At 71.7% G+C, this 22614-nt stretch carries 28 protein-coding genes; 10 read left to right on the top strand and 18 right to left on the bottom strand.

The genetic code is table 11. The features are described 5' to 3' along the window. Positions 1-96: 96 nt before the first annotated feature. A complete protein-coding gene (locus tag A6A08_RS06325) occupies positions 97-342 on the top strand; it encodes a hypothetical protein (RefSeq protein ID WP_073701587.1) in 246 nt (81 codons plus the stop codon). Positions 343-399: 57 nt separating this feature from the next. Here A6A08_RS06325 and A6A08_RS06320 read toward each other — a convergent pair whose 3' ends face one another. From A6A08_RS06320 to A6A08_RS06285, 8 genes are all read right to left on the bottom strand, one after another. Next, positions 400-1404 (bottom strand): sugar phosphate isomerase/epimerase, encoded by a 1005-nt coding sequence (locus A6A08_RS06320; RefSeq protein ID WP_073701586.1) that lies wholly within the window; start codon positions 1402-1404, stop codon positions 400-402. A gap of 38 nt (positions 1405-1442) precedes the next feature. Beyond that, positions 1443-2183, bottom strand: a complete 741-nt coding sequence (locus tag A6A08_RS06315; protein ID WP_073701585.1) for a hypothetical protein — start codon at positions 2181-2183, stop codon at positions 1443-1445. A 145-nt stretch (positions 2184-2328) separates the two neighbouring features. Next, on the bottom strand, positions 2329-3198 hold the full coding sequence (locus tag A6A08_RS06310; protein WP_073701584.1) for a sugar phosphate isomerase/epimerase: 870 nt from the start codon (positions 3196-3198) through the stop codon (positions 2329-2331). Continuing rightward, positions 3199-4401: a substrate-binding domain-containing protein gene (locus A6A08_RS06305; protein ID WP_073701583.1), complete on the bottom strand. Its 1203-nt coding sequence runs from the start codon at positions 4399-4401 to the stop codon at positions 3199-3201. A gap of 2 nt (positions 4402-4403) precedes the next feature. Continuing rightward, positions 4404-5522, bottom strand: a complete 1119-nt coding sequence (locus A6A08_RS06300; RefSeq protein ID WP_083608900.1) for an ABC transporter permease — start codon at positions 5520-5522, stop codon at positions 4404-4406. Then, entirely contained in the window at positions 5519-6664 is a 1146-nt protein-coding gene (locus A6A08_RS06295; protein WP_073701582.1) for an ABC transporter permease, read from the bottom strand. The genes A6A08_RS06300 and A6A08_RS06295 overlap by 4 nt, the downstream gene beginning before the upstream one ends. Continuing rightward, on the bottom strand, positions 6661-8292 hold the full coding sequence (locus A6A08_RS06290; RefSeq protein ID WP_073701581.1) for a sugar ABC transporter ATP-binding protein: 1632 nt from the start codon (positions 8290-8292) through the stop codon (positions 6661-6663). Before A6A08_RS06290 ends, A6A08_RS06295 begins: the two co-directional genes overlap by 4 nt. Next, complete coding sequence (locus tag A6A08_RS06285; RefSeq protein ID WP_073701580.1) at positions 8289-9431, bottom strand: Gfo/Idh/MocA family protein; 1143 nt, start codon at positions 9429-9431, stop codon at positions 8289-8291. Before A6A08_RS06285 ends, A6A08_RS06290 begins: the two co-directional genes overlap by 4 nt. 115 nt (positions 9432-9546) lie before the next feature. Here A6A08_RS06285 and A6A08_RS06280 point away from each other — a divergent pair, with 115 nt between their 5' ends. Then, positions 9547-10779: an ROK family transcriptional regulator gene (locus A6A08_RS06280; RefSeq protein WP_073701579.1), complete on the top strand. Its 1233-nt coding sequence runs from the start codon at positions 9547-9549 to the stop codon at positions 10777-10779. A gap of 14 nt (positions 10780-10793) precedes the next feature. Here the strand turns inward: A6A08_RS06280 and A6A08_RS28140 are convergent, their stop codons facing one another. The 5 genes from A6A08_RS28140 to A6A08_RS06260 form a co-directional block, all read right to left on the bottom strand. Continuing rightward, on the bottom strand, positions 10794-11045 hold the full coding sequence (locus A6A08_RS28140; RefSeq protein ID WP_242422145.1) for a DUF6177 family protein: 252 nt from the start codon (positions 11043-11045) through the stop codon (positions 10794-10796). A gap of 177 nt (positions 11046-11222) precedes the next feature. After that, positions 11223-11684: a hypothetical protein gene (locus tag A6A08_RS28615; protein WP_242422137.1), complete on the bottom strand. Its 462-nt coding sequence runs from the start codon at positions 11682-11684 to the stop codon at positions 11223-11225. 279 nt (positions 11685-11963) lie between these two features. After that, on the bottom strand, positions 11964-12125 hold the full coding sequence (locus A6A08_RS27920) for a hypothetical protein (RefSeq protein WP_158069264.1): 162 nt from the start codon (positions 12123-12125) through the stop codon (positions 11964-11966). A gap of 125 nt (positions 12126-12250) precedes the next feature. Beyond that, entirely contained in the window at positions 12251-12940 is a 690-nt protein-coding gene (locus A6A08_RS28610; protein ID WP_242422136.1) for a hypothetical protein, read from the bottom strand. Positions 12941-13369: 429 nt separating this feature from the next. Further along, positions 13370-14080: a DUF6069 family protein gene (locus tag A6A08_RS06260; RefSeq protein WP_073701575.1), complete on the bottom strand. Its 711-nt coding sequence runs from the start codon at positions 14078-14080 to the stop codon at positions 13370-13372. A gap of 218 nt (positions 14081-14298) precedes the next feature. Here A6A08_RS06260 and alr point away from each other — a divergent pair, with 218 nt between their 5' ends. The 5 genes from alr to tsaD all read left to right on the top strand — a co-directional run bounded on the left by alr (position 14299) and on the right by tsaD (position 18387). Beyond that, entirely contained in the window at positions 14299-15429 is a 1131-nt protein-coding gene (alr, locus tag A6A08_RS06255; RefSeq protein ID WP_073701574.1) for an alanine racemase, read from the top strand. A 251-nt stretch (positions 15430-15680) separates the two neighbouring features. After that, positions 15681-16193, top strand: coding sequence for a tRNA (adenosine(37)-N6)-threonylcarbamoyltransferase complex ATPase subunit type 1 TsaE (tsaE, locus tag A6A08_RS06250; RefSeq protein ID WP_073701573.1), 513 nt, complete (start codon positions 15681-15683; stop codon positions 16191-16193). Positions 16194-16203: 10 nt separating this feature from the next. Next, on the top strand, positions 16204-16881 hold the full coding sequence (tsaB, locus tag A6A08_RS06245) for a tRNA (adenosine(37)-N6)-threonylcarbamoyltransferase complex dimerization subunit type 1 TsaB (RefSeq protein WP_073701572.1): 678 nt from the start codon (positions 16204-16206) through the stop codon (positions 16879-16881). Positions 16882-16919: 38 nt separating this feature from the next. Then, positions 16920-17354, top strand: a complete 435-nt coding sequence (gene rimI, locus A6A08_RS06240) for a ribosomal protein S18-alanine N-acetyltransferase (RefSeq protein WP_199866857.1) — start codon at positions 16920-16922, stop codon at positions 17352-17354. Continuing rightward, positions 17347-18387 carry a tRNA (adenosine(37)-N6)-threonylcarbamoyltransferase complex transferase subunit TsaD gene (gene tsaD / locus A6A08_RS06235; protein WP_073701570.1) on the top strand — a complete coding sequence of 347 codons (1041 nt, stop codon included), beginning with the start codon at positions 17347-17349 and terminating at the stop codon, positions 18385-18387. The genes rimI and tsaD overlap by 8 nt, the downstream gene beginning before the upstream one ends. 75 nt (positions 18388-18462) lie before the next feature. Here the strand turns inward: tsaD and A6A08_RS06230 are convergent, their stop codons facing one another. Next, positions 18463-18702, bottom strand: a complete 240-nt coding sequence (locus tag A6A08_RS06230; RefSeq protein ID WP_073701569.1) for a hypothetical protein — start codon at positions 18700-18702, stop codon at positions 18463-18465. A 110-nt stretch (positions 18703-18812) separates the two neighbouring features. Here A6A08_RS06230 and A6A08_RS06225 point away from each other — a divergent pair, with 110 nt between their 5' ends. Together A6A08_RS06225 and A6A08_RS06220 are read left to right on the top strand one after the other, a co-directional pair. After that, positions 18813-19064: a type II toxin-antitoxin system Phd/YefM family antitoxin gene (locus A6A08_RS06225; RefSeq protein ID WP_017563364.1), complete on the top strand. Its 252-nt coding sequence runs from the start codon at positions 18813-18815 to the stop codon at positions 19062-19064. Beyond that, a complete protein-coding gene (locus A6A08_RS06220; protein ID WP_073701568.1) occupies positions 19061-19321 on the top strand; it encodes a Txe/YoeB family addiction module toxin in 261 nt (86 codons plus the stop codon). Before A6A08_RS06225 ends, A6A08_RS06220 begins: the two co-directional genes overlap by 4 nt. A 74-nt stretch (positions 19322-19395) precedes the next feature. Here the strand turns inward: A6A08_RS06220 and A6A08_RS06215 are convergent, their stop codons facing one another. The 4 genes from A6A08_RS06215 to A6A08_RS06200 all read right to left on the bottom strand — a co-directional run bounded on the left by A6A08_RS06215 (position 19396) and on the right by A6A08_RS06200 (position 21673). Continuing rightward, positions 19396-19872: an ATP-binding protein gene (locus A6A08_RS06215; protein WP_073701567.1), complete on the bottom strand. Its 477-nt coding sequence runs from the start codon at positions 19870-19872 to the stop codon at positions 19396-19398. Next, a complete protein-coding gene (locus A6A08_RS06210; RefSeq protein WP_073701566.1) occupies positions 19869-20399 on the bottom strand; it encodes a hypothetical protein in 531 nt (176 codons plus the stop codon). The genes A6A08_RS06215 and A6A08_RS06210 overlap by 4 nt, the downstream gene beginning before the upstream one ends. Positions 20400-20687: 288 nt before the next feature. Beyond that, on the bottom strand, positions 20688-20870 hold the full coding sequence (locus tag A6A08_RS06205) for a DUF397 domain-containing protein (RefSeq protein WP_073701565.1): 183 nt from the start codon (positions 20868-20870) through the stop codon (positions 20688-20690). After that, complete coding sequence (locus A6A08_RS06200; RefSeq protein WP_073701564.1) at positions 20867-21673, bottom strand: helix-turn-helix transcriptional regulator; 807 nt, start codon at positions 21671-21673, stop codon at positions 20867-20869. Before A6A08_RS06200 ends, A6A08_RS06205 begins: the two co-directional genes overlap by 4 nt. Before the next feature lie 274 nt (positions 21674-21947). Here A6A08_RS06200 and A6A08_RS06195 point away from each other — a divergent pair, with 274 nt between their 5' ends. After that, complete coding sequence (locus A6A08_RS06195; protein ID WP_073701563.1) at positions 21948-22415, top strand: ATP-binding protein; 468 nt, start codon at positions 21948-21950, stop codon at positions 22413-22415. The last annotated feature ends 199 nt before the right edge of the window (positions 22416-22614 follow it).

Genomic DNA, 22614 nt, shown 5'->3' with positions numbered 1-22614 from the left:
CACCGGGTCCGCCTCGTTCCCGGACCCGTTCCCCGAACCGGCGGCGATGGGGAAGAATGCCGGTGTCAGCCCCCCGACGCCTCAGGGAGACCCGGTATGTTCCGGATCGTGATCAGCCGCCTCACCGATGACGGACTCCGCATCACCCCTGAGCGCAGAAGCACCGCCATGTCCGTCGACGAGGCGGTGAGGGCCGTCGAGGAGCACCTGCCCACCGCGGACACCGCGGCCCTCGGCAGCGACGCCGTGCAGAGCTCCGTCAACCGGGTCAACGACTTCCGCCACGACGTCTCCACCGCGGACGGCGGCCGCTACCGGGTGGTCATCGCCCCCATGATGTGAGACCCGTGCCCGGCCCGGTGGCCGGACCGCCGCGGCGGGGCGGCCCGGCCCGCGGGGTCACTCCGAGCCGAAGGCCGAGTCGAAGGAGGCCTCCGGCGGGTCGTAGGCCCTCGACCGGACGAAGTCCACCGCCTCGGCGGCCCCGACCAGCCGGTCCATGCCCGCGTCCTCCCACTCCACCGAGATCGGCCCCTGGTAGCCGATCGCGTTCAGCGTGCGGAAGCAGTCCTCCCAGGGCACGTCGCCGTGCCCCGTCGACACGAAGTCCCAGCCGCGGCGGGGGTCGCCCCAGGGCAGGTGGGAGCCCAGCCGCCCGTTGCGGCCGTTGCCCAGCCGCCTGCGGGTGTCCTTGCAGTCCACGTGGTAGATCCGGTCGCGGAAGTCCCACAGGAATCCGGCCGGGTCGATGTCCTGCCACACCATGTGGCTGGGGTCCCAGTTCAGGCCGAACGCGGGGCGGCGGCCCACCGCCTCCAGCGCCTTCTCGGTCGACCAGTAGTCGTAGGCGATCTCGGAGGGGTGCACCTCGTGGGCGAAGCGCACCCCCACCTCGTCGAACACGTCCAGGATCGGGTTCCACCGGTCGGCGAAGTCCCGGTACCCGGCCTCGATGACGTCCTCGCCCACCGGCGGGAACATCGCCACGTACTTCCAGATCGCCGAACCCGTGAAACCCACCACCGTGGACACGCCGAGCCTCGCGGCGGCGCGCGCGGTGGTGGCCATCTCCTCGGCGGCCCGCCGGCGCACGCCCTCGGGCTCCCCGTCCCCCCACACCCGCGCGGGCAGGATGTCCCGGTGGCGCTGGTCGATGGGGTCGTCGCAGACGGCCTGGCCGAGCAGGTGGTTGGAGATCGCCCACACGCCCAGCCCGTGGCGTTCGAGCACGTCCAGCCGGTCGCGCACGTATCCGTCGTCCTCGGCGGCCCGGGTGACGTCGAGGTGGTCGCCCCAGCAGGCGACCTCCAGACCGTCGTAGCCCCAGGAGGAGGCCAGTGAGCACACCTCCTCGAAGGGCAGGTCGGCCCACTGTCCGGTGAAGAGGGTGACTGGTCGCGGCATGTCGGTGCCTTCCGTGCTCGGATTCGGGTGCTCGGTGGTCAGTGGTCGTGGCCGCCCCCGGAGGCCGGGGCCCTCCCGCTCCCGGGCTCGGCTCCGTCGGGCCGCAGGGCCCCGCCGTCGGGCGGGGCGGGCAGGTACAGGTGGACGTGGCCGTGGCCGCTGTCCACGCTGGCCAGGTCGAGGTGGGTGGCGGCCACCGACCACGAGTGGACCGCCTGGTCCCGCAGGTCCATGGCGATGTGGAGGGTGTCCATGCGCAGGTCCTCGTCCTCGACCAGCGCCGCCCCGGCGTAGGCCTCGACCGACATGGACAGCAGCTGGACGGAGGAGGCCATACCCGCCTGGGTGGCCTCGTGGACGGTGTCTCCCCCGGACGGCTCGCCGAAGCGGTCCGCGGCCTCCCGGACGCCGGTGCGCCAGGAGTGGACCACCGAGGGATCGGTCGGCTCCAGCGGAGGGTGCGAGCCGTCGGTGGGCAGGAACTCCTCCATGGCCTCCACCACGGGGACCAGCTCCTCGTGGGCCGTACGGGTGTGCTCGACGAGTGCGCCGACGCGGTCGGCGTCGGGCCGCTGGACGGTGACCGCGGCGGTGGCGGGCTCGGGGCCGCCCCACACCGCGGCCTCACCGCTGAGCAGGACGACCGCGGCGCCGGCCATCGTGAGCGAGGCCCCGGTCAGCCACCAGGTGGACGGAGCGGCCGGGACGGCCGCCGCCGGGGCCGGTTCCTCGGGGGGCCTCGGTGCGGGGTCGGAGGGGGACTGTCGCTGTGCGGACATCGTGACGTCTCCTGTCGGGGAGGGAGCCGCCCGACTTCAGTAGGCGCTTTCCGGTGAGCGCGGCACCGAGCGGGGGGTGTGGACGTTGCCATCCTGGCCTGCCGCCGGCGGTGGTGCGCACACCGCGGCGGCGGGTACGTCCCCGCTAGCACGGGACCCCCTTCCGGCGGGTCAGGGAACGGAGGAAGGCCAGGCCGTCGACGGCGAGCGCGTCCTGGCTCGCCGCCAGCGGTCGCCAGACGGAGGCCGCCGTGGCGATGCTGGCATTGTCCGCCGTGAACGACTCGATCACCAGGGGTCCCCGGTACCCCGCCTCGTCCAGCGCGTCGAGGATCCCGGGCCAGTCCAGGTGGTCGGCGCCGGGCGCGCCCCGGTCGTTGGCGCACACCTGCACGTGCTTGATCCTTCCGGCGGCCCGCCTGACCGCCGCCGCCACGTCCCGCTCCTCGATGTTCATGTGGTACACGTCCAGGGCCAGCCCGCAGTGCTCGGCGGGCAGGTCGGCGAGCAGCTCCAGCCCCTGGTCCACCGTGTTCACCACGCTGGTCTCGTACCGGTTGAGCGGTTCCACGGCGAGGGAGACCCCCGCGGCCGAGGCGTGCCCGACCACGGGGGCCAGCGCCTCGGTCAGCTCGGCGGCGGTCCCCGCCCGCTCTCGCGGGGACATCCGCCAGGTGCGGCCGACCGAGGCGTAGGCCGGACCGGCGACGACGGAGGAGCCGACCGCCGCCGCCGCGTCCACGACCCTTCTGAGATAGTCCTGCGTGGCCGACCGGGTGGCCGGGTCGGTGGCGACCAGCTCCCGGCCCGGCCCCATGACCAGTACGACACTGGCCGCCAGGCCCAGGCCGTCCAGCAGGGCCCGGGCGCGCCGGGGGTCCCAGTCGCCGGCGTCCTCCACGGGGAGCTCGATCGTGTCGAACCCCCACCCCGCCACCCGGGGCGCGATCCGCTCCAGGGCGGCGTCGGTCAGCGGCGACGTCCACACCCACGTGTTGACCCCCAGCGCCCTCATCTACCGCTCCGTCCACGCCTCGGGGAAGCCCGGCAGGTCCTCGCCGCCGAACTTCGCGTAGTGCAGGGACGGCATGTCCTCGTTGCGCTCCAGGTACTCGTCCAGCTCGTCCTCGCGGATCGGCTCCTGCGGCAGGACCCACTCGGAGGGGACCTCCTCGCCGTTGAGGATCATGCCGGCGGCCAGGATCGGGGTCCGCCACTGGAAGTTGGAGTAGACGGGCGCGATCGCGGTGAGGTCCTCCTCCTGCCACTTGCGCATGAAGCTCAGCTCGTCCTCGCCGGCGATGACCGGGTAGGGCTGTCCGGCGTCCTCGAAGGCCTCCAGGCCCGCGACGGCGCCGTCCCCGGCGTCCATCCAGATGCCGTCGACCCCGCCGCGCTGGAGGTGCTGGGAGACCAGGTCCTTGATCTTGGCGCCGTCGCCCTCGGTGAACTCGTAGCCGAGCACCTCCAGCTCGCTGTCGGCGAAGATCTCCTGGGCCGCCGCCCAGCGGTGTTCGAGCACGTCCACGCCGGGCAGGATGCGCAGCGCCAGCACGGTGGAGCCTGGCTCCAGCTCCTCGACCAGGAACTCGGCCGCGTCCGCGCCGTAGGCGTAGCCGCCGATCGGGTGGATGAAGGTGACCATGCAGTCGGTGTTCACGCCGCGGTCGAAGACCACGACCGGGACGCCGCTCTCACAGGCGGTCTCCACGGCCGGGGTCAGGGTCGCGGTGGTGGAGGGCGAGACGATGATGACGTCGCAGTCACCGGAGTCCACGAACGCCTGGATGTCGGAGATCTGCTGGTTGTCGTCGTCGGCGGCGTCGGACACCCGGAACTCGCCGACGCGCCCCTCCTCCTGGAGGGCCTCCACCTGCTGCTCCATGGTGATGAAGCCGGTGACGCGCCAGGGGTTGGACACCGAGGCGTTGGAGAAGCACAGCGTCGCGTCCTCGGGCGCGTCGTGGACGAACTCGGAGGTGTCGACCCACTCGGGCTCGATCGCCTGCAGCCAGGGCTGGTCCTCGGGCCCCTCCGGGGTGATCTCGCGCTGGGCCAGCTGGGCCTCGAACTCGGCCTCGTCGAACCACTCCCCGTCGGGGGTGAGCTCGGCGCCGCTCCCGCCCTCGGGGGAGTCGGCGGGGGCGTCCGTCGTACACGCCGTGAGCATCAGGGTCAGGCCGGCGGCGCCGGCGAGCAGCACGCGGGGGACGCGCATGGTTACCTCCTGGAAGTGCCGAGCGGCCGCTCGGTCGGATGGTCCGGTCGCCGTCGCAGGCGCTCCGGCAGTCGAAGGTCGCCCCGGCGGGCGGCGTAGGCCACCGCGGCGATGATGATGAGCCCCTGCACCGACGGCTGGATCGTCGAGGGCAGGTAGAGCTGGTTGAACAGGGTGAACAGGGCCTCCACCGTCAGGGCGCCCAGGACGGCGGCGACCACGGTGCCGCGTCCGCCGCCCAGCACCACCCCGCCGAGGACGACGGCGGTGATGGCGGCGAACTCCAGCCCGTCACCGACCTGTGCGGTGACGCCGGCGTATCCGCCGATGAGGATGGCGGCGACGGTGGCCATCAGCGAGGAGCCGACGAAGGCCATGGTGCGCACCCGCCACACCCGCACCCCCGAGAACGCGGCGGCGACGTCGTTGTCGCCCGTCGCCATGAGGGAGCGGCCGAAGGGCGAGCGCATGAGGAGCACGGCGCCCGCCGCCAGCACCAGGGCGATGACCAGCGCCCACGGGATCTCGCCGAGGAACGGGACGCCCTCGATCCCGTGCCGTCCGGGGACGCGGAAGGACTCCGACAGCGCGCCGGTGGGCGCGCCGCCCGTCCAGTAGCGGACCGCGCCGAACAGGATCAGCATCGTGCCGAGCGTGGTGATGATCGACGGCACCCTGAGCAGCGTGGTCACCAGGCCGTTGACCAGGCCCACGACCAGGCCGAGGGCCGCCATGAGGCCGATCACCGGCAGGGTCATGGGCTCCTGGCCGTCGATGAACCGGGCCGCGACCACCACCTGGGCGCCCACCAGCGATCCGACCGACAGGTCGAACTCCCCGGAGACGATCACCAGGTACTGGCCGATCGCCAGGATCACCAGCGGCGCGGCCTTCTTGGCGAAGGCCATCAGCGGCGGCCCCTCGAAGAACGACGGGTTCTGGGTGGCGATGACCACGAAGATCAGCGCCAGCAGCAGGGCGGCGGTCGCCGTGCCGCCCCGGCCCAGCGCGGCGAGGGCGGTCCGTACGCCCGAGTCGCGCGGTCCGTCCGCGCCGCCCGGGCCTCTCCGGTCGCGCGAGCCGTCCGGGCCGCGTGTGTCCTGGGCGGGGGTCGGGGTCATCGGCGGCCTCCCAGGGGCTGCGGTGCGGGACCGGGACCGTGGTCGGTTTCGGGATCGGGGCCGGAGCCGGGGTCGGGCTCGGGGCCGGAGGAGGGTTCGGGGCCCGGCCCCGCCTCCGGGCCGGGACCGGGCGGCGCCGCGCCGCCGGAGGGGAAGCGCACCCGCCTGGCGGAGTGCCCGCGGCGGGCGTAGACGGCCACGGCGGCGATGACGATGACGCCGCGCAGCACGTCCTTGACGAACGGGTCGACCGCCAGCACGTTGAACACCGTGTCGAGCGTGGCGAGGATGAGCACTCCCGCGACCGTCCCGGCCACGCCGCCGCGCCCGCCGAGCAGGTAGGTGCCGCCCAGCACCACGGCCGCGATGGCCTCCAGTTCGTAGCCGCCGGTGTAGACCGTGGCGCTGCCGGTGCCGAACCGGGCGGCCAGCAGCAGGCCGGCGACACCGGCCGCGACCGAGCACAGCACGTGCGCGGTGACCGTGGGCACCCCGGAGCGGATCCCCGAGAGCCGGGCGACCTCGGCGTCGCCGCCGACCGCGTACATGTGGTACCCCGTCCGGGTGCGCCGCAGGAAGAGCACCGCCGCCACCGCCAGCCCCAGCATCACCAGGGTGGACACGGGCAGCACGCTGATCCGGGTGTAGCCGAAGGCCTGGAAGGCGGCGGGGACCGATCCGGCCGGACCCTGGAAGTTCGTGTCCAGGTAGCCCTTGATCACCAGCCCCATGCCCAGGGTGGCGATGAAGGGGTTGACCTGGAGCCTGGTCACCACCAGCCCGTTGGCCAGTCCGATCAGCCCGGCCACGCCGAGCGTCGCGCCCACGCCGAGGAGGACGCGGGAGGGGTCGCCCGCCATGGTGGTGGCCGCCACCACGGTGGACAGCGCGGCGACGTAGCCCACCGACAGGTCCAGGGAGCGGCACAGGATGACGAGGGTCTGCCCGATGGCCAGGAACCCGAGCAGGCTGCTGCGGGTGAACAGGTCGACGGTGTTGGCGGTGGTGAACAGGTTGCCGCCCCGCGCGGCCACGAGCGCGGCGCTGAGCGCGAGCAGCAGCACCAGGGCGAGGTAGACCAGCCCGGTGGTGCCCAGGCGCGGTCGGAGGCTCCGGGGGACGGGGGTGGGGGGACGTGTCACGGGGCGGCCTCCTCGTGCCGTGCCGGGGAACCGCCGCCGCTCTTCTCGGGAGGCGGCGGGCCTTCGGGGGGAGCATCGCCGGCGGGGGACGGCGCCCGGGGGCCGCGGGCGCCGGGGCCGTCCCCGTTCCCGCCCTCGTGCCGTGATCCGGTGGCCGCCGCCATGACGGCCTCCTCGCTGGATCCGCCGGGCAGCTCCTCCGCCACCCGGCCGTCCCGCAGGACGACCAGCCGGTCGGACATGCCGATCAGCTCGGGCAGCTCGGAGGAGATGAGCACGATCGCCACGCCCGCCGCCGCCAGTTCGCGCATCAGCCGGTAGACGGCCTGCTTGGCGCCCACGTCGATGCCGCGCGTGGGCTCGTCGAGCACCATCACGCCGGGCTCGGCGGCCAGCCACTTGGCCAGCACGACCTTCTGCTGGTTGCCGCCGGACAGGTAGCGGACCTCCTGGGCGTGGCCGCCGCGCGCCACCAGCTCCACCGAGGAGAGGATGCCCGGGAGCCGTCTGGCCCGCCGGGCCGATCCGAGGGGCCAGACCGCGTCCAGGACCAGGCGCCCGTTGGCCGCGACCGACTGGTTCAGCGCGAGCCCCTGCGTCTTGCGGTCCTCGGTGACCAGCACCAGCCCGGCGCGCACGGCCCGGCGCGGCGAGCGCGGGTCGACCCGCCGCCCGTCCACGGAGACCTCGCCGCGGGTGAAGCGCTCGACGCCGAAGAGGGCGTGGGCGACCTCCGTGCGCCCGCTGCCCTGGAGCCCTCCCAGGCCCAGGATCTCGCCGCCGCGCACCTCGAAGCCGATCCCGTCCAGCTGGGTGTTGCCGCCGCCGGACACCGACAGCCGCACCTTCCCCACGTGTTCGCCGTGCGGCTCCAGCCGCTCGGGGAAGACCGCCGAGACCGGGCGCCCCACCATCTTGCGGACCAGCTCGGCGGGGCCGATCCCGTCGGCGGGGACGGTGTCCACCCGGTACCCGTCCTTGAGGACGGTGATCGTGTCGGCCAGGTCGAAGATCTCCTTCATGCGGTGCGACACGTACAGCACCGCCACGCCGCGTTCGCGCAGGCGGCCGATGATCCGGTAGAGCACCTCCACCTCGTGGTCGGCCAGCGCGGCGGTCGGCTCGTCCATGGAGATGATGCGCGCGTCGTGGGAGAGCGCCTTGACGATCTCCACGATCTGCTGCTCGGCCACCGACAGCGACCGCACCCTGGTCCGGGGGGCGATGCCCTCCAGGCCCAGGTCGGCGAGCAGCTCGGCCGTGGCCCGCTCCATGGCCCGGCCGTCCACCAGGCCGCGGCGGCGGATCTCCCGGCCGAGGAAGACGTTCTCGGCGACGGTGCGCTCGGGCAGGAGGTTGAACTCCTGGAAGACCGTGGCCACGCCCGCGCGCTGGGCCTGGACGGGGTGCTCGAAGGAGACGCGTTCGCCCTCCAGCTCGATGGTCCCCTCGTCCGCTCGGTGCACGCCGGCCAGCACCTTCATCAGGGTGGACTTGCCCGCGCCGTTCTCGCCGACCAGCGCGTGCAGCTCGCCGGGGTGCAGTTCCAGGTCCACACCGTGCAGCACGCGCACGCCCGTGAAGGACTTGCCGACACCGCTCATGCGGAGCAGGGGCTCGGTGGTCATCCCCCGTCCACCTCCGGAACGTCGACCCAGCGGCGCTCGCGGGCCGAGGCCAGCACGGCCTCGGCCAGGACGGCGGCGCGCAGGCCGTCGGCGAACACGGGCAGGCCCTCGGGGGCCCCTCCCGCGATGGCCGCGCCGGTGTCGGACACCAGCGCGTTGAAGCAGTCCTGGTAGCCCTGCGGGTGCCCCACGGGGGTGGTGGCCAGGCGCGCCGCGTCGGGGCTCAGGTCGGGGTCGTCGCGGGTGATGATGCCGGTGCGCCCCCGGCTGCCCGCCCAGAGGGTCTCGGGCCGCTCCTGGTCGAAGAGCAGGGAGCCCTCGGTACCGGAGACCTCCAGGACCAGGCGGTTCTTGCGGCCGGGGGAGACCTGGCTGATGACGGCGCCGCCGATCACGCCGCCCGCCGTGGCGAACTGGAAGGACACCAGGTCCTCGGTGGCCACGGGCCGGCCGTCGCGGGTGTCGTTGACGCGGGAGGTCCGGGCGCTGACCGAGGTGATGCGGTCGCCGGTGACGAACTCCAGCATGTCGCACCAGTGGGAGCCGATGTCCCCGAAGGCGCGGGTGGGTCCGCCGAGATCGGGGTCGACCCGCCAGTTGTCCTCCTCCGGGTACAGGAGCCAGTCCTGGAGGTAGCCGCCGTGGGCGAGGCTCACACGGCCGATGGATCCGGCGGCGACCTGGGCGCGCGCCTCGCGGGCCATGGGGTGGAACCGGTAGGCGAAGGGGACGACGGCGACCCGTCCGGCCTCCTCCGCGGCGCGGACGAGCTCGCGTGCGGTGCCGGCGTCGGTGGCCAGGGGCTTCTCGCACACCACGTGCTTGCCCGCCTCCAGGGCGGCCAGGCTCAGCGGGGCGTGGAGGTGGTTGGGGGTGCACACGTGGACCACGTCCACGTCGTCGCTGCGGACGAGTTCGAGGGCGTCGGCGTGGGCCCGGGCGACGCCGTTGGCGGCCCGGAACCGCTCGGCCTTGTCGGGGGAGGAGCCCGTGACCCCGACGACCTCGCCTCCGGCGGCGCGGACGGCGTGGGAGTGGACCCGGCCCATGAAGCCGGTGCCGATCACCGCGGCGCGGTAGGCGTTCGGGGCGGTCGGCCCGGAGTCCGCCACTTCACCCGGGCTTGTGACCTTCTTCACTGACATGCCCAGAACGGTACGCCGGACTTATGACGGTGGTCAAGCAGAAGTTGGAGGATTGACGCACAGTAGGCTGACGCCGACCGGTCAATAGATCCTGTGCTTCACTGTTCGTATGACGGAAGACGCGCTGACTCGCCCGGGGGGACAAGGCTTGACCGTCGCTCCGACCACCGCACCGGGTGCGGGAACCCTGCTCCAACTCCTGCGCGACGGCAGGCCGCGCACCCGCTCGGAACTGGCCTCGGTCACCGGCCTGGCCCGCTCGACCGTCACCCAGCGCGTGGACGCCCTGCTCTCCAGCGGACTCATCGGACCGGCGGGCGAGGCCGTCTCCACCGGAGGCAGGCCGCCCACGACCTTCTCCTTCCGGCCCGACGCCCGCGTGGTCCTGGCCGCCGACCTGGGCGCCACCCACGCCCGGCTCGCCCTCACCGACATGTCCGGGGCGGTGCTCGCCGAGGAGCGCGCCGACCTGGACATCGCGCTGGGCCCCGAGGCCGTCCTGGACTGGGTCGTGGAGAGGGGCCGCGGCCTGCTGGAGGGCGCGGAGCGGCGGGTGGAGGAACTGCTCGGCCTGGGCATCGGCCTTCCGGGCCCGGTCCAGCACTCCACCGGGCGCGCGGTCAACCCGCCGATCATGCCCGGGTGGGACAACTTCGACGTCCCCGGCCACGTCCACGACCAGCTCGACGTTCCGGTCCTGGTGGACAACGACGTCAACATCATGGCGATCGGGGAGCACCACACCGCCTGGCCCGCGGCCAGCCACCTGTTGTTCGTCAAGGTCGCCACCGGCATCGGCTGCGGCATCGTCAGCGAGGGCCGCGTCTACCGGGGGGCGCAGGGAGCGGCCGGGGACATGGGGCACATCCACGTCCCGAGCGGTGCCGAACGGCCCTGCCGCTGCGGCAACACCGGGTGCCTGGAGGCCGTGGCCAGCGGCGCCGCCCTGGCCGCCGCGCTCACCGACGAGGGTGTGCCCGCGAGCGGGGCCCGCGACGTGGTGGAGCTGTCCCGCAACGGGTCGGTGCCCGCCCTGCGGGCGCTGCGCCAGGCGGGCCGCGACGTCGGAGAGGTCCTGGCCGCGTCGGTGAACATGTTCAACCCGTCGGTCATCGTCATCGGCGGAGCGCTCGCCCTGGCCGGGGACCACCTGCTCGCCGGGGTCCGGGAGGTCATCTACCAGCGGTCGCTGCCGCTGGCCACCGAGCACCTGAACATCGTCTCGTCCGTGGCGGGGGAGAGCGCGGGCGTGGTCGGCGCCGCAGTCATGGTGATCGAGCACTGCCTGAGCCCCGAGCACGCGGACGCCCTCATCAACGGGGCACCCGTCAACGGGGCCTGAGGCGCTCCATCAGCTCACGGAACCGGTCCCGGGCCTTCCGGCTCCACCCCGTCCCCGATCCGGTACCAGACCAGGGGGCCGAGGGCGGGGCCCCGCACCGTTACGGCCAGCGTCCTCTCCAGGCCCGCCTCCAGCACCCTCTCGGGGCCCACGGCCAGTCCCACGGGGACGGACACGCCCGCCCAGCGGGGCGCGTAGGCCAGGTCGGCGCGCCCGAGCGCGCGGTGCACGGTCATGCTGCGCAGGCCGCCGTCCCATGAGGCCAGCTCGCGTACCAGGGGTGTGAGCGCCTCCAGGTCCGGTTCCTCCCCGGGCGGTACCCGGCGGAGAACAGGATCCGCTCGCGCACCCCCGGAGGTCGGGGTTGAAGTCGGGGGCGACCTGGCTGAGGTCGTGGGCCAGGCAGGCGACTCCTAGATGGCGGCGGGTATTTCCAAGGAGCTCTAGTTTCCATTGGCAGAGTTTGCTTCATTAATCTGCTCGCGCAGCCATCCGGGCATGAATTCATCACTACGAGGGAAGAGCTTCACCTCTCGGACGTACTCGCGCAGATCCGGGACGAAGAGAAAATCGGGATGATCGTCATAGTTGAATTCTGGCCTGTACCTCCCCTCGCTCCAGAACTTCAGCTTGAGGGAGAACCATGTCCCCTCACCCTCTCTGTACATTCCAGCCCGTAGCTTCATGCACTTCATGCTGGAGCCAGGTGGCAGTTCGGTTCCAGCGATTTCACCATCTCCTTTCTCGACCTCTGACAATTGATTGGCATAGGATCCCATGATTCTTACGTGGTAGAGGGCGGATTGCCATCCTTCGGGGAAGTACCGCGGAAGGCTGGAGGCGATTTCAGCAATTGCCTCCTGTTTCTCAAGCGGCCCCATGTGACCCTTTTTTCTTCCGTGCATGGATTACTCCTCAAGCAAATCTGGGGTATTCGGATGGGTAAGCTTTTGTTGTGGATATCCGTTGATTGAGTAGTCAACAATGATGGCGCTGGGTTTCGATACTTGGATCGCGTCCGCTCATCCGCCCGGCATCGAATCCGTGGCCATTGCTGTTGCTCGTCTCCGTGCGGTTGGTGGCACCGGGCCTGTCGTCGCGTAGGTCGGCACCGCGGTCGCCGCCGATGCCGGTGAGGTCTGCCCGGGAGTTCGACGCGGAGCCCGGCAGGTCCTGGGCAGCGGTCAGGGTGTCGGGACTGCTCCCACCGGCATGGGCGGGCACCCCGGCCGGGTCCGGGCCGTCCCTGCCCGGACCCGCAGGCCGGGACCGGCGGCGGCCATCGCGTCCAGCAGGGAGCGGTGGTCGGGGCTCTCGGCCAGTAGGGCGACGACGTCGTGGCTCAAGGGGATTCTTCGGAGGGGAGGGAGTGGCACGGTGAATCGTACGGCGGGTCCGTCAGACGGGGAACCTCCCGTACCAGGAGCGCCGGAGGATGTGCTTGGGCAGGTAGTCCGGACTCGACTGTGTCTCACAGCCAGGGGGCAGGGCGTTCCTCGCCGGTCTCGGGGTCCGTCAGGAGCTTGGTAGGGGCGAATTTCTCCTGTTTGACGATGTCGCAGTGCTCGTCCAGTTCCCGGACGATAATTCGGTTTCCCAGAGCGTCGTAGACCGTTTCGCGCAGAAGTCGACCCTCTTCATCCCACTCATGCCAAGGGCCTACAGGCCCATGGGGATTTTGGCGCAGGCCTTGAAGGATGAGTTTGCCGCTGGGGGCCCAGATCAAGAAAGGGCCATCCTCTTTCCCCTCTATGAAAGTTTGCAGCTGGGCTGTTCCGGAGTCCTTGAGAAGGATGGCCTCTCCCGTGTAAGGGGAGCCTTCGTGGTTGACTTGATCGTCGAAATCCAAGTCATTCAACCTGGCCGCCTGCACGTGCCCTTTCCTTCCTGGTGCGTCAGGGTGCGGTGGCACGTACTGCCAAGTCCTGGACTTCGCTTCGCCTGAGATGGTGTCCACAAGCGGCTTGCGAGGCGGTTTTCTCTCCTCGTGGGTCAGGCGGCCCTGCTCGTCCCACTTTCGGAGAAGTCTTACACTTCCATCTGAAAAATCGTCGACCCGCTCTTCTGCAAGGTTTCCGCTCCTGCTCCAGAAGAAATACGGGCCGATGGGGAGGTTTCCTATGCAGTTGGAGTATTCGAGAAGTTTTCCTTCCTGGTCCACAAGAAATGAGGGTCCGAGTGCGTAGCCTCTTACGAATGTTTGAAACTGGGTGTACTCTCCGTCCCTTCCGACGGATTGACCGGTGAAGGATCGGCCATGAAGTCTGGCTGTTGTGTCATCCAGGAAGTCGAGTTCTTCCGAATCAATTCTCTGAATTGGGCTGGCCTTCCTGCCGGGTTCGCTTGTGCTCAGGACGGGATGGTGGACGGGTGTTTTCGGACCGGTGCCCGTTCTCCCGCGTGAGCCCTGTCAGTAGTTTTGCTGTGGGTTGGTTCGGCGCGGCTCCACACCAGCGACGGCCCCCGCCGACACACGGGTCGGGCAGGGCCCGGCTCGTCGGGGCCGGACACGCGAAGGGGGCGGAGCCGGCGGCTCCGCCCCCTCGGGCGCCACGGGTCAGGGGGCGCCACGGGTCGCCGGGGTCTCGGGCTACCCGGCGTGCTCGTCGCCCGGAGCCCTGCGGCTCTGCCGGGCCCGTTCCGCCTCCGCGTCCATCTCCTGGGCGCGGACCTGGTTCCTGCGGTACTCGTCCTGCTTGACGTCGGGCAGGATGCCCTCGTGCCGCAGGACGGGATCCTCGCCCTGCACGGGCTCCTTCGGGTCCACGGGCTGCGTCTCGTCCCTGGGCATCGGTTCCGTCTCCCCGACCGGCCTGACGGTCGTCCCCGGGGCCTGCGCCGTGCCGGGGCCGGAGGCCACCGACCGGTTGCTCAGGGTGGCCGAACGCGCCACGCTCCGCAGCAGGGTGATGATCGCGATACCCGTGACCAGGTTGATCACGGCCGTGGCGACCTGGCTCGGCGCCCCCGCGGCCTCGCTGAACGGCGCGACGGCGGCGATCGCGGTCGCCAGGCCCAGGATCCAGCCGAAGAACTTCAGCGCCCTCGGTGCGCTGAGCAGCAGCAGGTGCATCAGGGCCGTGGCCAGCAGGGCGGCGACGGCGGCCATGAGGGCGTACGCGGCGGTGCTCGCGTCGCCCAGGTTCCCGGCTTCCTCGGGAGCGAGCACCGGGATTCCGAACACTCCGCGGAAGACCAGGGCGCCCGCGAAGATCACCAGTGCCGCGACGACGGCCGTGGCCAGTCCCCCCGACCACAGGCGTGTGGTGTTGACGGGTCGTTCATTTCCGATCTCGGTCATGCCAGTACCCCCAGATACTGTGCTATCCAGGCCGGTACTACCCCGCATGTGCCCATGTACTACGGGTCACCGGGAAAACCCGTATCGTGCCTGGTCATCCCGCATGCCCTGGAACACCGCGGAAAACGGTCACGGCTCCGTCCGCCGCCGCGCCGCTCCGCCCCGCCGCCCCCTCCGACCGTCCGCTCCCGGTATCCGGCACGTGGAACACTGGAACCATGTCTCACTTCGCGCACGCTCGCGTCGACCTGGACGCGATCTCCCACAACGCGCGGCTGCTCCGCGAGTTCGCCGGCGGCACCCCGCTCATGGGAGTGGTCAAGGCCGACGGCTACGGACACGGCATGCTCCCCGCGGCGCGTGCCATGATCGCGGGCGGCGCGACCTGGCTGGGCACGGCCTTCATCGACGAGGCCCTCGAACTGCGCCGGGCCGGGTTCACCCTGCCCGTCCTGGCCTGGATCATCCCGCCCGGCGAGCCGGTCGCGGAGGCCGTCGAGGCCGACGTCGACCTCGGAGTGAGCGACCGCGCGGTCCTGGACACGGTGATCTTTGAGGCCGCGCGCCTGGGCCGCACCGCCCGCGTGCAGCTCAAGGCCGACACCGGCCTCAACCGCGGCGGGGTCAACCCGGCCGACTGGCGGAACCTGGTGGAGGCCGCCGCCCGCGCCGAGGACGAGGGGCACCTGCGCGTCTCCGGCGTGTGGTCGCACTTCGCCTGCGCCGACGAGCCCGGCCACCCCTCCATCGCGCTCCAGCTCTCCCGGTTCCACGAGGCCCTGGAGATCGCCGACAAGGCCGGCCTGGACCCCGAGGTCCGGCACATCGCGAACTCGGCGGCGCTGCTCACCCTCCCCGAGGCGCGGTTCGACCTCGTCCGCGGCGGGATCGCCGGCTACGGCCTGTGCCCGATCCCGGACTTCGAGGCGACCGGACTGCGCCCCGCGATGACGCTCCGCTCCCGGATCGCCCTCACCAAGCGCGTCCCGGCGGGCAGCGGCGTGTCCTACGGCCACCGCTACGTCACCGACCGGGAGAGCACCCTGGCCCTGGTGCCGCTCGGCTACGCGGACGGCGTCCCCCGCGCGGCCACCAACAAGGGGCCCCTCCTACTCGGCGGGCGCCGCCGCGTCATCTCGGGAACAGTCTGCATGGACCAGTTCGTTGTGGATGTCGGCGACGACGCGGTGGAGGCCGGGGAGTACGCGGTGCTGTTCGGCGATCCCGGGGAGCACCCGGACACCCCGACCGCCGAGGACTGGGCCCGGATCCTGGACACCATCCCGTACGAGATCGTCACCAGGGTGGGCGTCCGGGTCCCGCGCGAGTACGTCGGCGCCCCGGCCTGAGCGGAGGCGGGCCCGGGACCCGGGAGCGTGCGGGCCCCGCGCACCGGACACGGCCGGGCAGGGCCGGACACGCCCGGACACCGACCCGCGCGGCCGGGCATGAGCCGGACGGCCCCGGCGGACGGCCCGACCGATCACCGCGATCCGGTCACGGTTTCCCGCCGCCCCGCCTAACCTGGACGGGGGAGCGTTTCGGCGCACCCCGAAAGCTCACGAACCATCAACCACATCCGACACGAGCAGCGAGCCCGATGACAGACGCGACAGCAACCACTCCAGGTGCGGCCACCGCCGGTGAGGTCACCGCCGTCACCGACGAGGCCATGCGCGCCCTCGGACGCGACCTCGCCGCACTCACCCGCCCCGGCGACCTGCTGATCCTGTCCGGGCCGCTCGGCGCGGGGAAGACCACCCTCACCCAGGGCCTGGGCGAGGGCCTGGGAGTGCGGGGGCGGGTCACCTCCCCGACCTTCGTCATCTCCCGGATCCACCCCTCCCTGGCCAGCGGCCCCTCACTGGTGCACGTGGACGCCTACCGGCTCGGCGACGCCGACGAGATCGACGACATCGACCTGGACATGACCCTCCCCGACTCCGTCACCGTGGTCGAGTGGGGCGAGGGCGTGGCCGAGGGACTGTCCGACGAGCGGCTGGAGATCCGCATCGAACGGCACCCCGACGACACCCGTACCGTCCACCTGCGCGCCGTCGGCGCCCGCTGGACCGGTACCGAGCTGCCCGGCGCCGCCGCCGGGCGCGGATAGGCGGCTACCCGTGCTGCTCCTGGCCTTCGACACCGCCACTCCCGCGGTCACCGCCGCCATCGGCGAGAGCGGCCCCGACGGGGCCTTCACCCTGCGCGCCGGCGCCGGTTCCGTGGACGCGCGCCGCCACGGCGAACTGCTCAGCCCCACGATCGCGCGGATCGCCGAGGAGGCCGGGGTCGCCCTGGCCGACCTCGACCACGTCGCCGTCGGCATCGGCCCCGGCCCCTACACCGGCCTGCGGGTCGGGCTGGCCACCGCGCACGCCCTGGCCGAGGCCCTGGGCATCCCCTGCCACGGGGTCGCCACCCTGGACGCCCTGGCCTTCGCCACCGGGCGCACCGAGCCCTTCGTCGCCATGACCGACGCCCGCCGCAAGGAGGTGTTCTGGGCGCGCTACGACGACCACCTCACCCGCGTGGGCGAGGTGCGCGTCGACCGGCCCGCCGAGCTGGACACCGGCGGCCTGCCGCTGGTCGGCGACGGCGCCCGCATGTACGCCGACGTGCTCGACGCCGGTCCGGGCCCCGTGGACCCGCTCCACCCGGACGCCGCCGCCATGGCCGAGCTCGCCCTGCTGCGCCTGCGCCGGGGCGAGGAACTGCCCGAGCCCAACCCGCTCTACCTGCGCCGTCCGGACGCGGTGGAGCCCGGTGCCCCGAAGAAGGTACGCCAGTGGGTGAAGTGACCGAAACGACCGGCGTGACCGGTGTGCGCCTGCGCGAGATGACCGACGCCGACGTCCCGGCCGTCATGACCCTCGAACGCGCCCTGTTCCCGCTCGACTCCTGGAGCGAGGGCATGCTCCGCGGCGAGCTGGCCGAACCCACCCGCCACTACGTGGTGGCCGAGTCCGGCGACGCGATCGTGGGCTACGCCGGACTGCGGTCCATCCCGCCCGAGGGCGACGTGCAGACCATGGCCGTCTCCGAGCAGGTCTGGGGCAGGGGCGTGGGCACCGCGCTGCTCACCGCCCTGCTCGACCAGGCCGGGCGGCGCGGCGTCACCCACATGTTCCTGGAGGTGCGCTCGGACAACCCGCGCGCCCAGAGGCTCTACGAACGGTTCGGCTTCGTGCAGATCGGTGTGCGGCGCGGCTACTACAACGGGGCGGACGCGCTCGTCATGCGGCGCGTCGCCGGGGAGGGAAGCCATGAGTGAGCGTGACCTGCCCCTGGTCATGGGGATCGAGACGTCCTGCGACGAGACCGGCGTGGCCCTGGTGCGCGGCTGCGAGCTGCTCGGGGACTCCGTCGCCTCCAGCGTCGACCAGCACGTGCGCTTCGGCGGCGTGGTGCCCGAGGTGGCCAGCCGCGCGCACCTGGAGGCGATGACCCCGACCGTCCGGCGGGCGCTGGACCAGGCCGGGGCGAAGCTGTCGGACGTGGACGCGATCGCGGTGACCGCCGGGCCGGGCCTGGCGGGAGCCCTGCTCGTGGGCGTCTCCGCCGCGAAGGCCTACGCCATGGCCCTGGGCACACCGCTCTACGGCGTGAACCACCTGGTGGGCCACGTGGCCGTGGACCAGCTGGAGCACGGGCCGCTGCCCAAGCCCGCGATCGCCCTGCTGGTCTCGGGCGGCCACACCTCGCTGCTGCTGGTCAACGACCTGGCCACCGACGTGGTCTCCCTCGGCGACACCGTGGACGACGCCGCCGGCGAGGCCTACGACAAGGTGGCGCGCCTGCTGGAGCTGCCCTACCCGGGCGGGCCGCCCATCGACAAGGCGGCCCGGAAGGGCGACCCCCGGGCCCTCCGGTTCCCGCGCGGCAAGTGGGGTGACGGCACCTACGACTTCTCGTTCTCGGGGCTCAAGACCGCCGTGGCCCGCCACGTGGAGGACGCCGACCGCAGGGGAGAGCCCCTGGTCGTCGCCGACATCGCCGCCGCCTTCCAGGAGTCGGTGGTGGACGTGCTCACCCGCAAGGCCGTGGACGCCTGCGTGGAGCACGGGGTGAGCACGCTGGTCATCAGCGGCGGCGTGGCGGCGAACTCGGCGCTGCGCGCGCTCGCCGAGCAGCGCTGCCGGGAGGCGGGCGTGGAGCTGCGCGTCCCGCGCCCGCGGCTGTGCACGGACAACGGCGCGATGATCGCCGCCCTGGGCTCGGAGGTCGTGGCCGCGGGCCTGCCGCCGTCGGCCCTGGACCTGGCCACGGACACGTCCTTGCCGGTGGAGTCCCCGCTGGCGATGTAGCGGACTCGGACGGACACGTGCGCGGGGGTGGGAAGCGGCCGATTCCCACCCCCGCGCGGTCGCCGGTGACCGACGTCAGCCGAGGAGTTCCTCGGGGCCGTCGACCTTGGCCGCCCTGTGGACCCACGTCTGGAGGGTGTCGAGGTCATCGCAGGATTCGACGCGTCGGCGGACCTCGTCGGAGACCTCGAAGCCCCGGGCGTCGAGGAACGGGACCACGCTCTGGGCGAGGCCTTGCCCGCGGCCCTCCTCGCGGCCGGTGCCGACGTACTCGCGTGCGAAGTCGCTCTGCCAGTCGCAGGTTCCCACGGACATCAGGTCCTCCAGGTATGTCCCAGCGGTCTGGAACCCGCAGCTTCCCGCTGGACGCGTACGTAATCCTGTACAATGAGTTTCCTTGCAGGTTACAGCGCCGGGAGGCCAGAGTGAAGACGATGAGCTACTCGGAGTCCCGTGCCAACTACGCGGCCACGCTCGACTCCGTCGTCAACGACCGCGAGGAAGTGGTGATCACCAGAGCCGGGCACGAACCGGTGGTCATGATGGCGCTGTCGGAGTACGAGACTCTCAGGGAGACCGCCTACCTCCTTCGTAGCCCTGAGAACGCACGGCGCCTGGTGACCGCGATCGAGGAGCTGGAGTCCGACCAGGGGATCGAACGGGGCCTGGCCGAATGAAACTGGTCTGGGCGCAGGGAGCCCGGGAGGACTACGTCTGGTGGCAGGGCCAGGACCGCAGGATCCTCAAGCGCGTCAACGCTCTGATCAAGGACATCGACCGCAACGGAAACGACGGCATGGGCAAGCCCGAACCCCTGCGGCATGGTCTCCATGACTACTGGTCCCGTCGCATCACCGACGAGCACCGGTTGGTGTACAAGATCAGCGAGGACGAGATCCGCATCGCCGCCTGCCGCTATCACTACGGGAAGTGATGACCCGTGGTCGAGTCCCTGCTCTGTCTCCGTCGAGCAGGGACTCGACCATGTAGGAAGCGCGGACCGGTGGGTCAGCGGGTGAAGACGTAGGGGCACAGGCCCCGCGGGACGGCGGCCGGGTCCACGGCGAACTCGGCCCACACGTTGGTGCCCAGGTCGCCCCACGGGACGAGCGGGTGGTGGCCCCAGGCGCGGGACAGGTTCTGGACCAGGAGCAGGCCGCGCCGGCCCTCCGCCCAGTCCCACGCGTCGGCGTCGCGCTCGACCGGGATGCGCGGGAGGCCGCCACCGCCGCCGGAGTCGCTGACCGAGACACGGAGGGTGGCGGGTCCGGTCAGGGACAGGGTGCGCACGACCTCGCCGTACTCGGTGCCGGAGTCGGTGTACTTGACGGCGTTGGCGAACAGCTCCGACAGGCACAGCTGGAGGGTGGCGACCAGGTCGGGGTCGAATCCGGCGAGGTCGGCGGCCAGGTCGTCCCTGACCTGGGCGAGTTCGCGGAGGCTCCCGGAGTAGACGCGGTGCTCCCAGCGCACGGGGCCGCTCATGCGGGGACCCCCTGGCCCCGGCCCTGCCGCCGGCCGAGCCAGGTGCGGGTCAGGGCGGCCAGCTCGTCCCACTCGCCGTTCGCGGTGGGTCCTGGGGACCTGACCACCCCGAACCGGGGCGCGGGACCGGAGAGCAGGTCACCGTCAGGGTCGGCGGTCCACCGCCGGAGGATGGCGGCGGCGCGCTCCTGGACCCGGGCGAACTCGCGCGCGACCTCGTCCGGTGCGGCCTCCGGGGTGGACCCGCGGGGTCCGGGGATCCGGGTGCCGGCTTCGCGGAGGCGCTCGTGGGCGCTGTAGTAGGGCCGGACCAGGGCGACGTCCTCGGCCGGGACGACCTCTCGCGGGGGCGCCAGGCGCGGTGCGGGCGCGGGGAGCGCGGGAAGCGGCGGGGGAGCGTAGCGGCGCACGCGCGTGGAGCGGCGGCGGCGACCGGCCACGGTGGAGTGGCGTCCGCGGGGGGAGGAGAAGAAGGCGCTCAGCGGGCCGAGGGCACGGCTGAGGAGGGCAGCGCTAAACTGGCGCATGCTGGCAAGTCCTTTGGTTAGAAGGTGTGAGTTGCTGGCCACGACCCCGGACGGCGTTCAACCGTCGCGGGGTCATTCGTGGTTTTGGCAAAAAGCGTAAGGCATTGCGGGTGTGGGTGGCGCTGCTACCGCGAAGTAATGCGGAAAAAATTCTGCATAGGTGCGTTCTCCCAGGTGGTGCGGCTCGGGAGAATCTTTTCCGCTTAAAACACAAAAGCCTCTATCCGGGCATAGAAAACAAAAATACCCCTGCTCCCGTCACGGGGAACAGGGGCACGGCCGGTGAGGTCAGCCGTCGCTCTTGACGGAGGACAGGAAGTCGGACCAGGCGGGGCCTCCGAAGGCGAGGTGGCCGTGGTCGCGGTGCCGGGTGTCGCGGACCAGGGTGTGCTCGGGGCCCTCGGCGACCTCCACGCAGTTCTGGTGCGAGCCCCCGCTGTAGCTGCTCTTGTGCCACTGGGCGTCACTCATGGCGCAAATCCCTCAATCGTCTCTTCGACCAGCCGCAGCGACCGGCCCGGTGGCATCGCCGCTGCCTGCAGGCGGTGGAACCTCAGCTTGAACTCTCCCACGGCGTCGGGGTCGTGGATGAACTGGCCCTTGTGGGCCGACTCCGCGTAGACGAGCTCCCGTTCCGGAGGAGGGTCGAGCACCGTGAACGGTCCGACCAGTCCGGGATGTAGTGGTTCTTCCGTGATCTGCAAGGTTATCCGCTCACGCGCCGCGAGAGCGTGGACGTGCTCCAGCTGTGCGCGCATGATGGGCCCGTGGTCGATCGGCTCGGTCAGGACCGCGCGGCCGAGAACCACCATCATCACCGGGGTGTCCGCGCTCTGGAAGCGCTCGCCGCGCGCGATGCGCTCGCGCACGCTGGCCTCGGTCCTCGCCTGCGGTTCCCACGGGGTGACGGCGCGCATGACCGCGGTGGCGTAGTCCGCCGTCTGGAGCAGCGAGGGCACCAGGAACGGGTGGAACTCCAGGATGGAGGCCGCCTTCTTCTCCAGCTCCTCCATCTGGCCCAGCCACGGGATCTTGCCCTCCTTGACGAGGTCCTCCCACAGCTGGGCCAGCTCGTCGCCGGTCTCCAGGGCCCTGTCCAGGGACGCCAGCACGTCCGGCGCCGGGGTGGTCCGGCCGCGCTCCAGGTTGGACACCGCCGTGCCCTTCACCCCGAGGGCGCGGCCCAGCGTCTCCTGGGTCATCCCGCGGGCCTCGCGCCGCTGCTGGAGGACGCGGCCCCAGCGCTCCTTGATGTCGGTGCTCACCTTCGCCATGCCTGATATTCGCACACCAGAAATGGACAAAAAGGTACTACCGTTCTTTTCTTTCACACGATGGAGTTTCGCAGGAACTCCATCGGTGTGAATGGGCTTTCGCGGAAACTCCATTGGAGGAGGCCAAGGGGGCGGCCTGCGGCCAAGCTGGTCGGCGACGGAGAAGCGCGGGTCAAGGGGTGTGGAAGCGATGTGGGACGGTGGCGGCGTGGGCCGGGGGCGGTGGCGTGCGGAACTCCCCAAAAGGATTCCGTCCGGGGTTCCGGGCGTCCGCATGGTGAGCTGGGGGTCGCTGCCGCAGCAGGTGGCCTCCGCCCGGCTGTGGTGCTGGCACGGCACCAGGCTCGGTTACGACCGGGCCTATCCCCTCATCGCGGTGGCGTCCGAGCTGCACACGAACGCCCTGCGCCACACGGCCTCCGGTGGCCCCTGTGGTCGAGTCCGCATGGAGATGGAGCGCCACAAGGGCATGTTCTGGATCGCCGTGACCGACGACGGCGTCCTCCCGGGCGCGGTGCCCACCGTCCCGGAGGTGGGCGCCGGCTTCGGGTTGCGCCTGGTCGACCGCCTGGCCGCGGGGTGGGGCTGGTTCGGGGTGCCGGGGCACCCGATCACCGTCTGGGCGGTGGTGGACCCGCGCGGGGGCGCGTCCCCGGCGGCCACCGGAGAGGTGGAGGCTTCGGGCCGGCCAGGGGAGGTTCCGGGGCGGTCGCAGGTCCCCGCCCCACGCGCCGCCGGGTGAAGCGGCTCGCGGGAGCGGCCCGCGTAGGCAGCGGCCCGCCCTCTCCCGTGCCGTGGCCGTTTCCGGCCACGCCTGGAACGTCGTCCCAGCTGGCAGGGGACCACCCATCATGCGTGTCCTCACGCCTCGATATCGTAAGTTTCGGTAATCGGGTGAACACCGCAGATACTTTCGGTTCCCCAGAACGTATCGGCAGGTC

Source organism: Nocardiopsis sp. TSRI0078, assembly GCF_001905145.1.
Taxonomy (GTDB): Bacteria; Actinomycetota; Actinomycetes; order Streptosporangiales; family Streptosporangiaceae; genus Nocardiopsis.
This window is presented reverse-complemented; position numbering and strand designations above follow the sequence as displayed.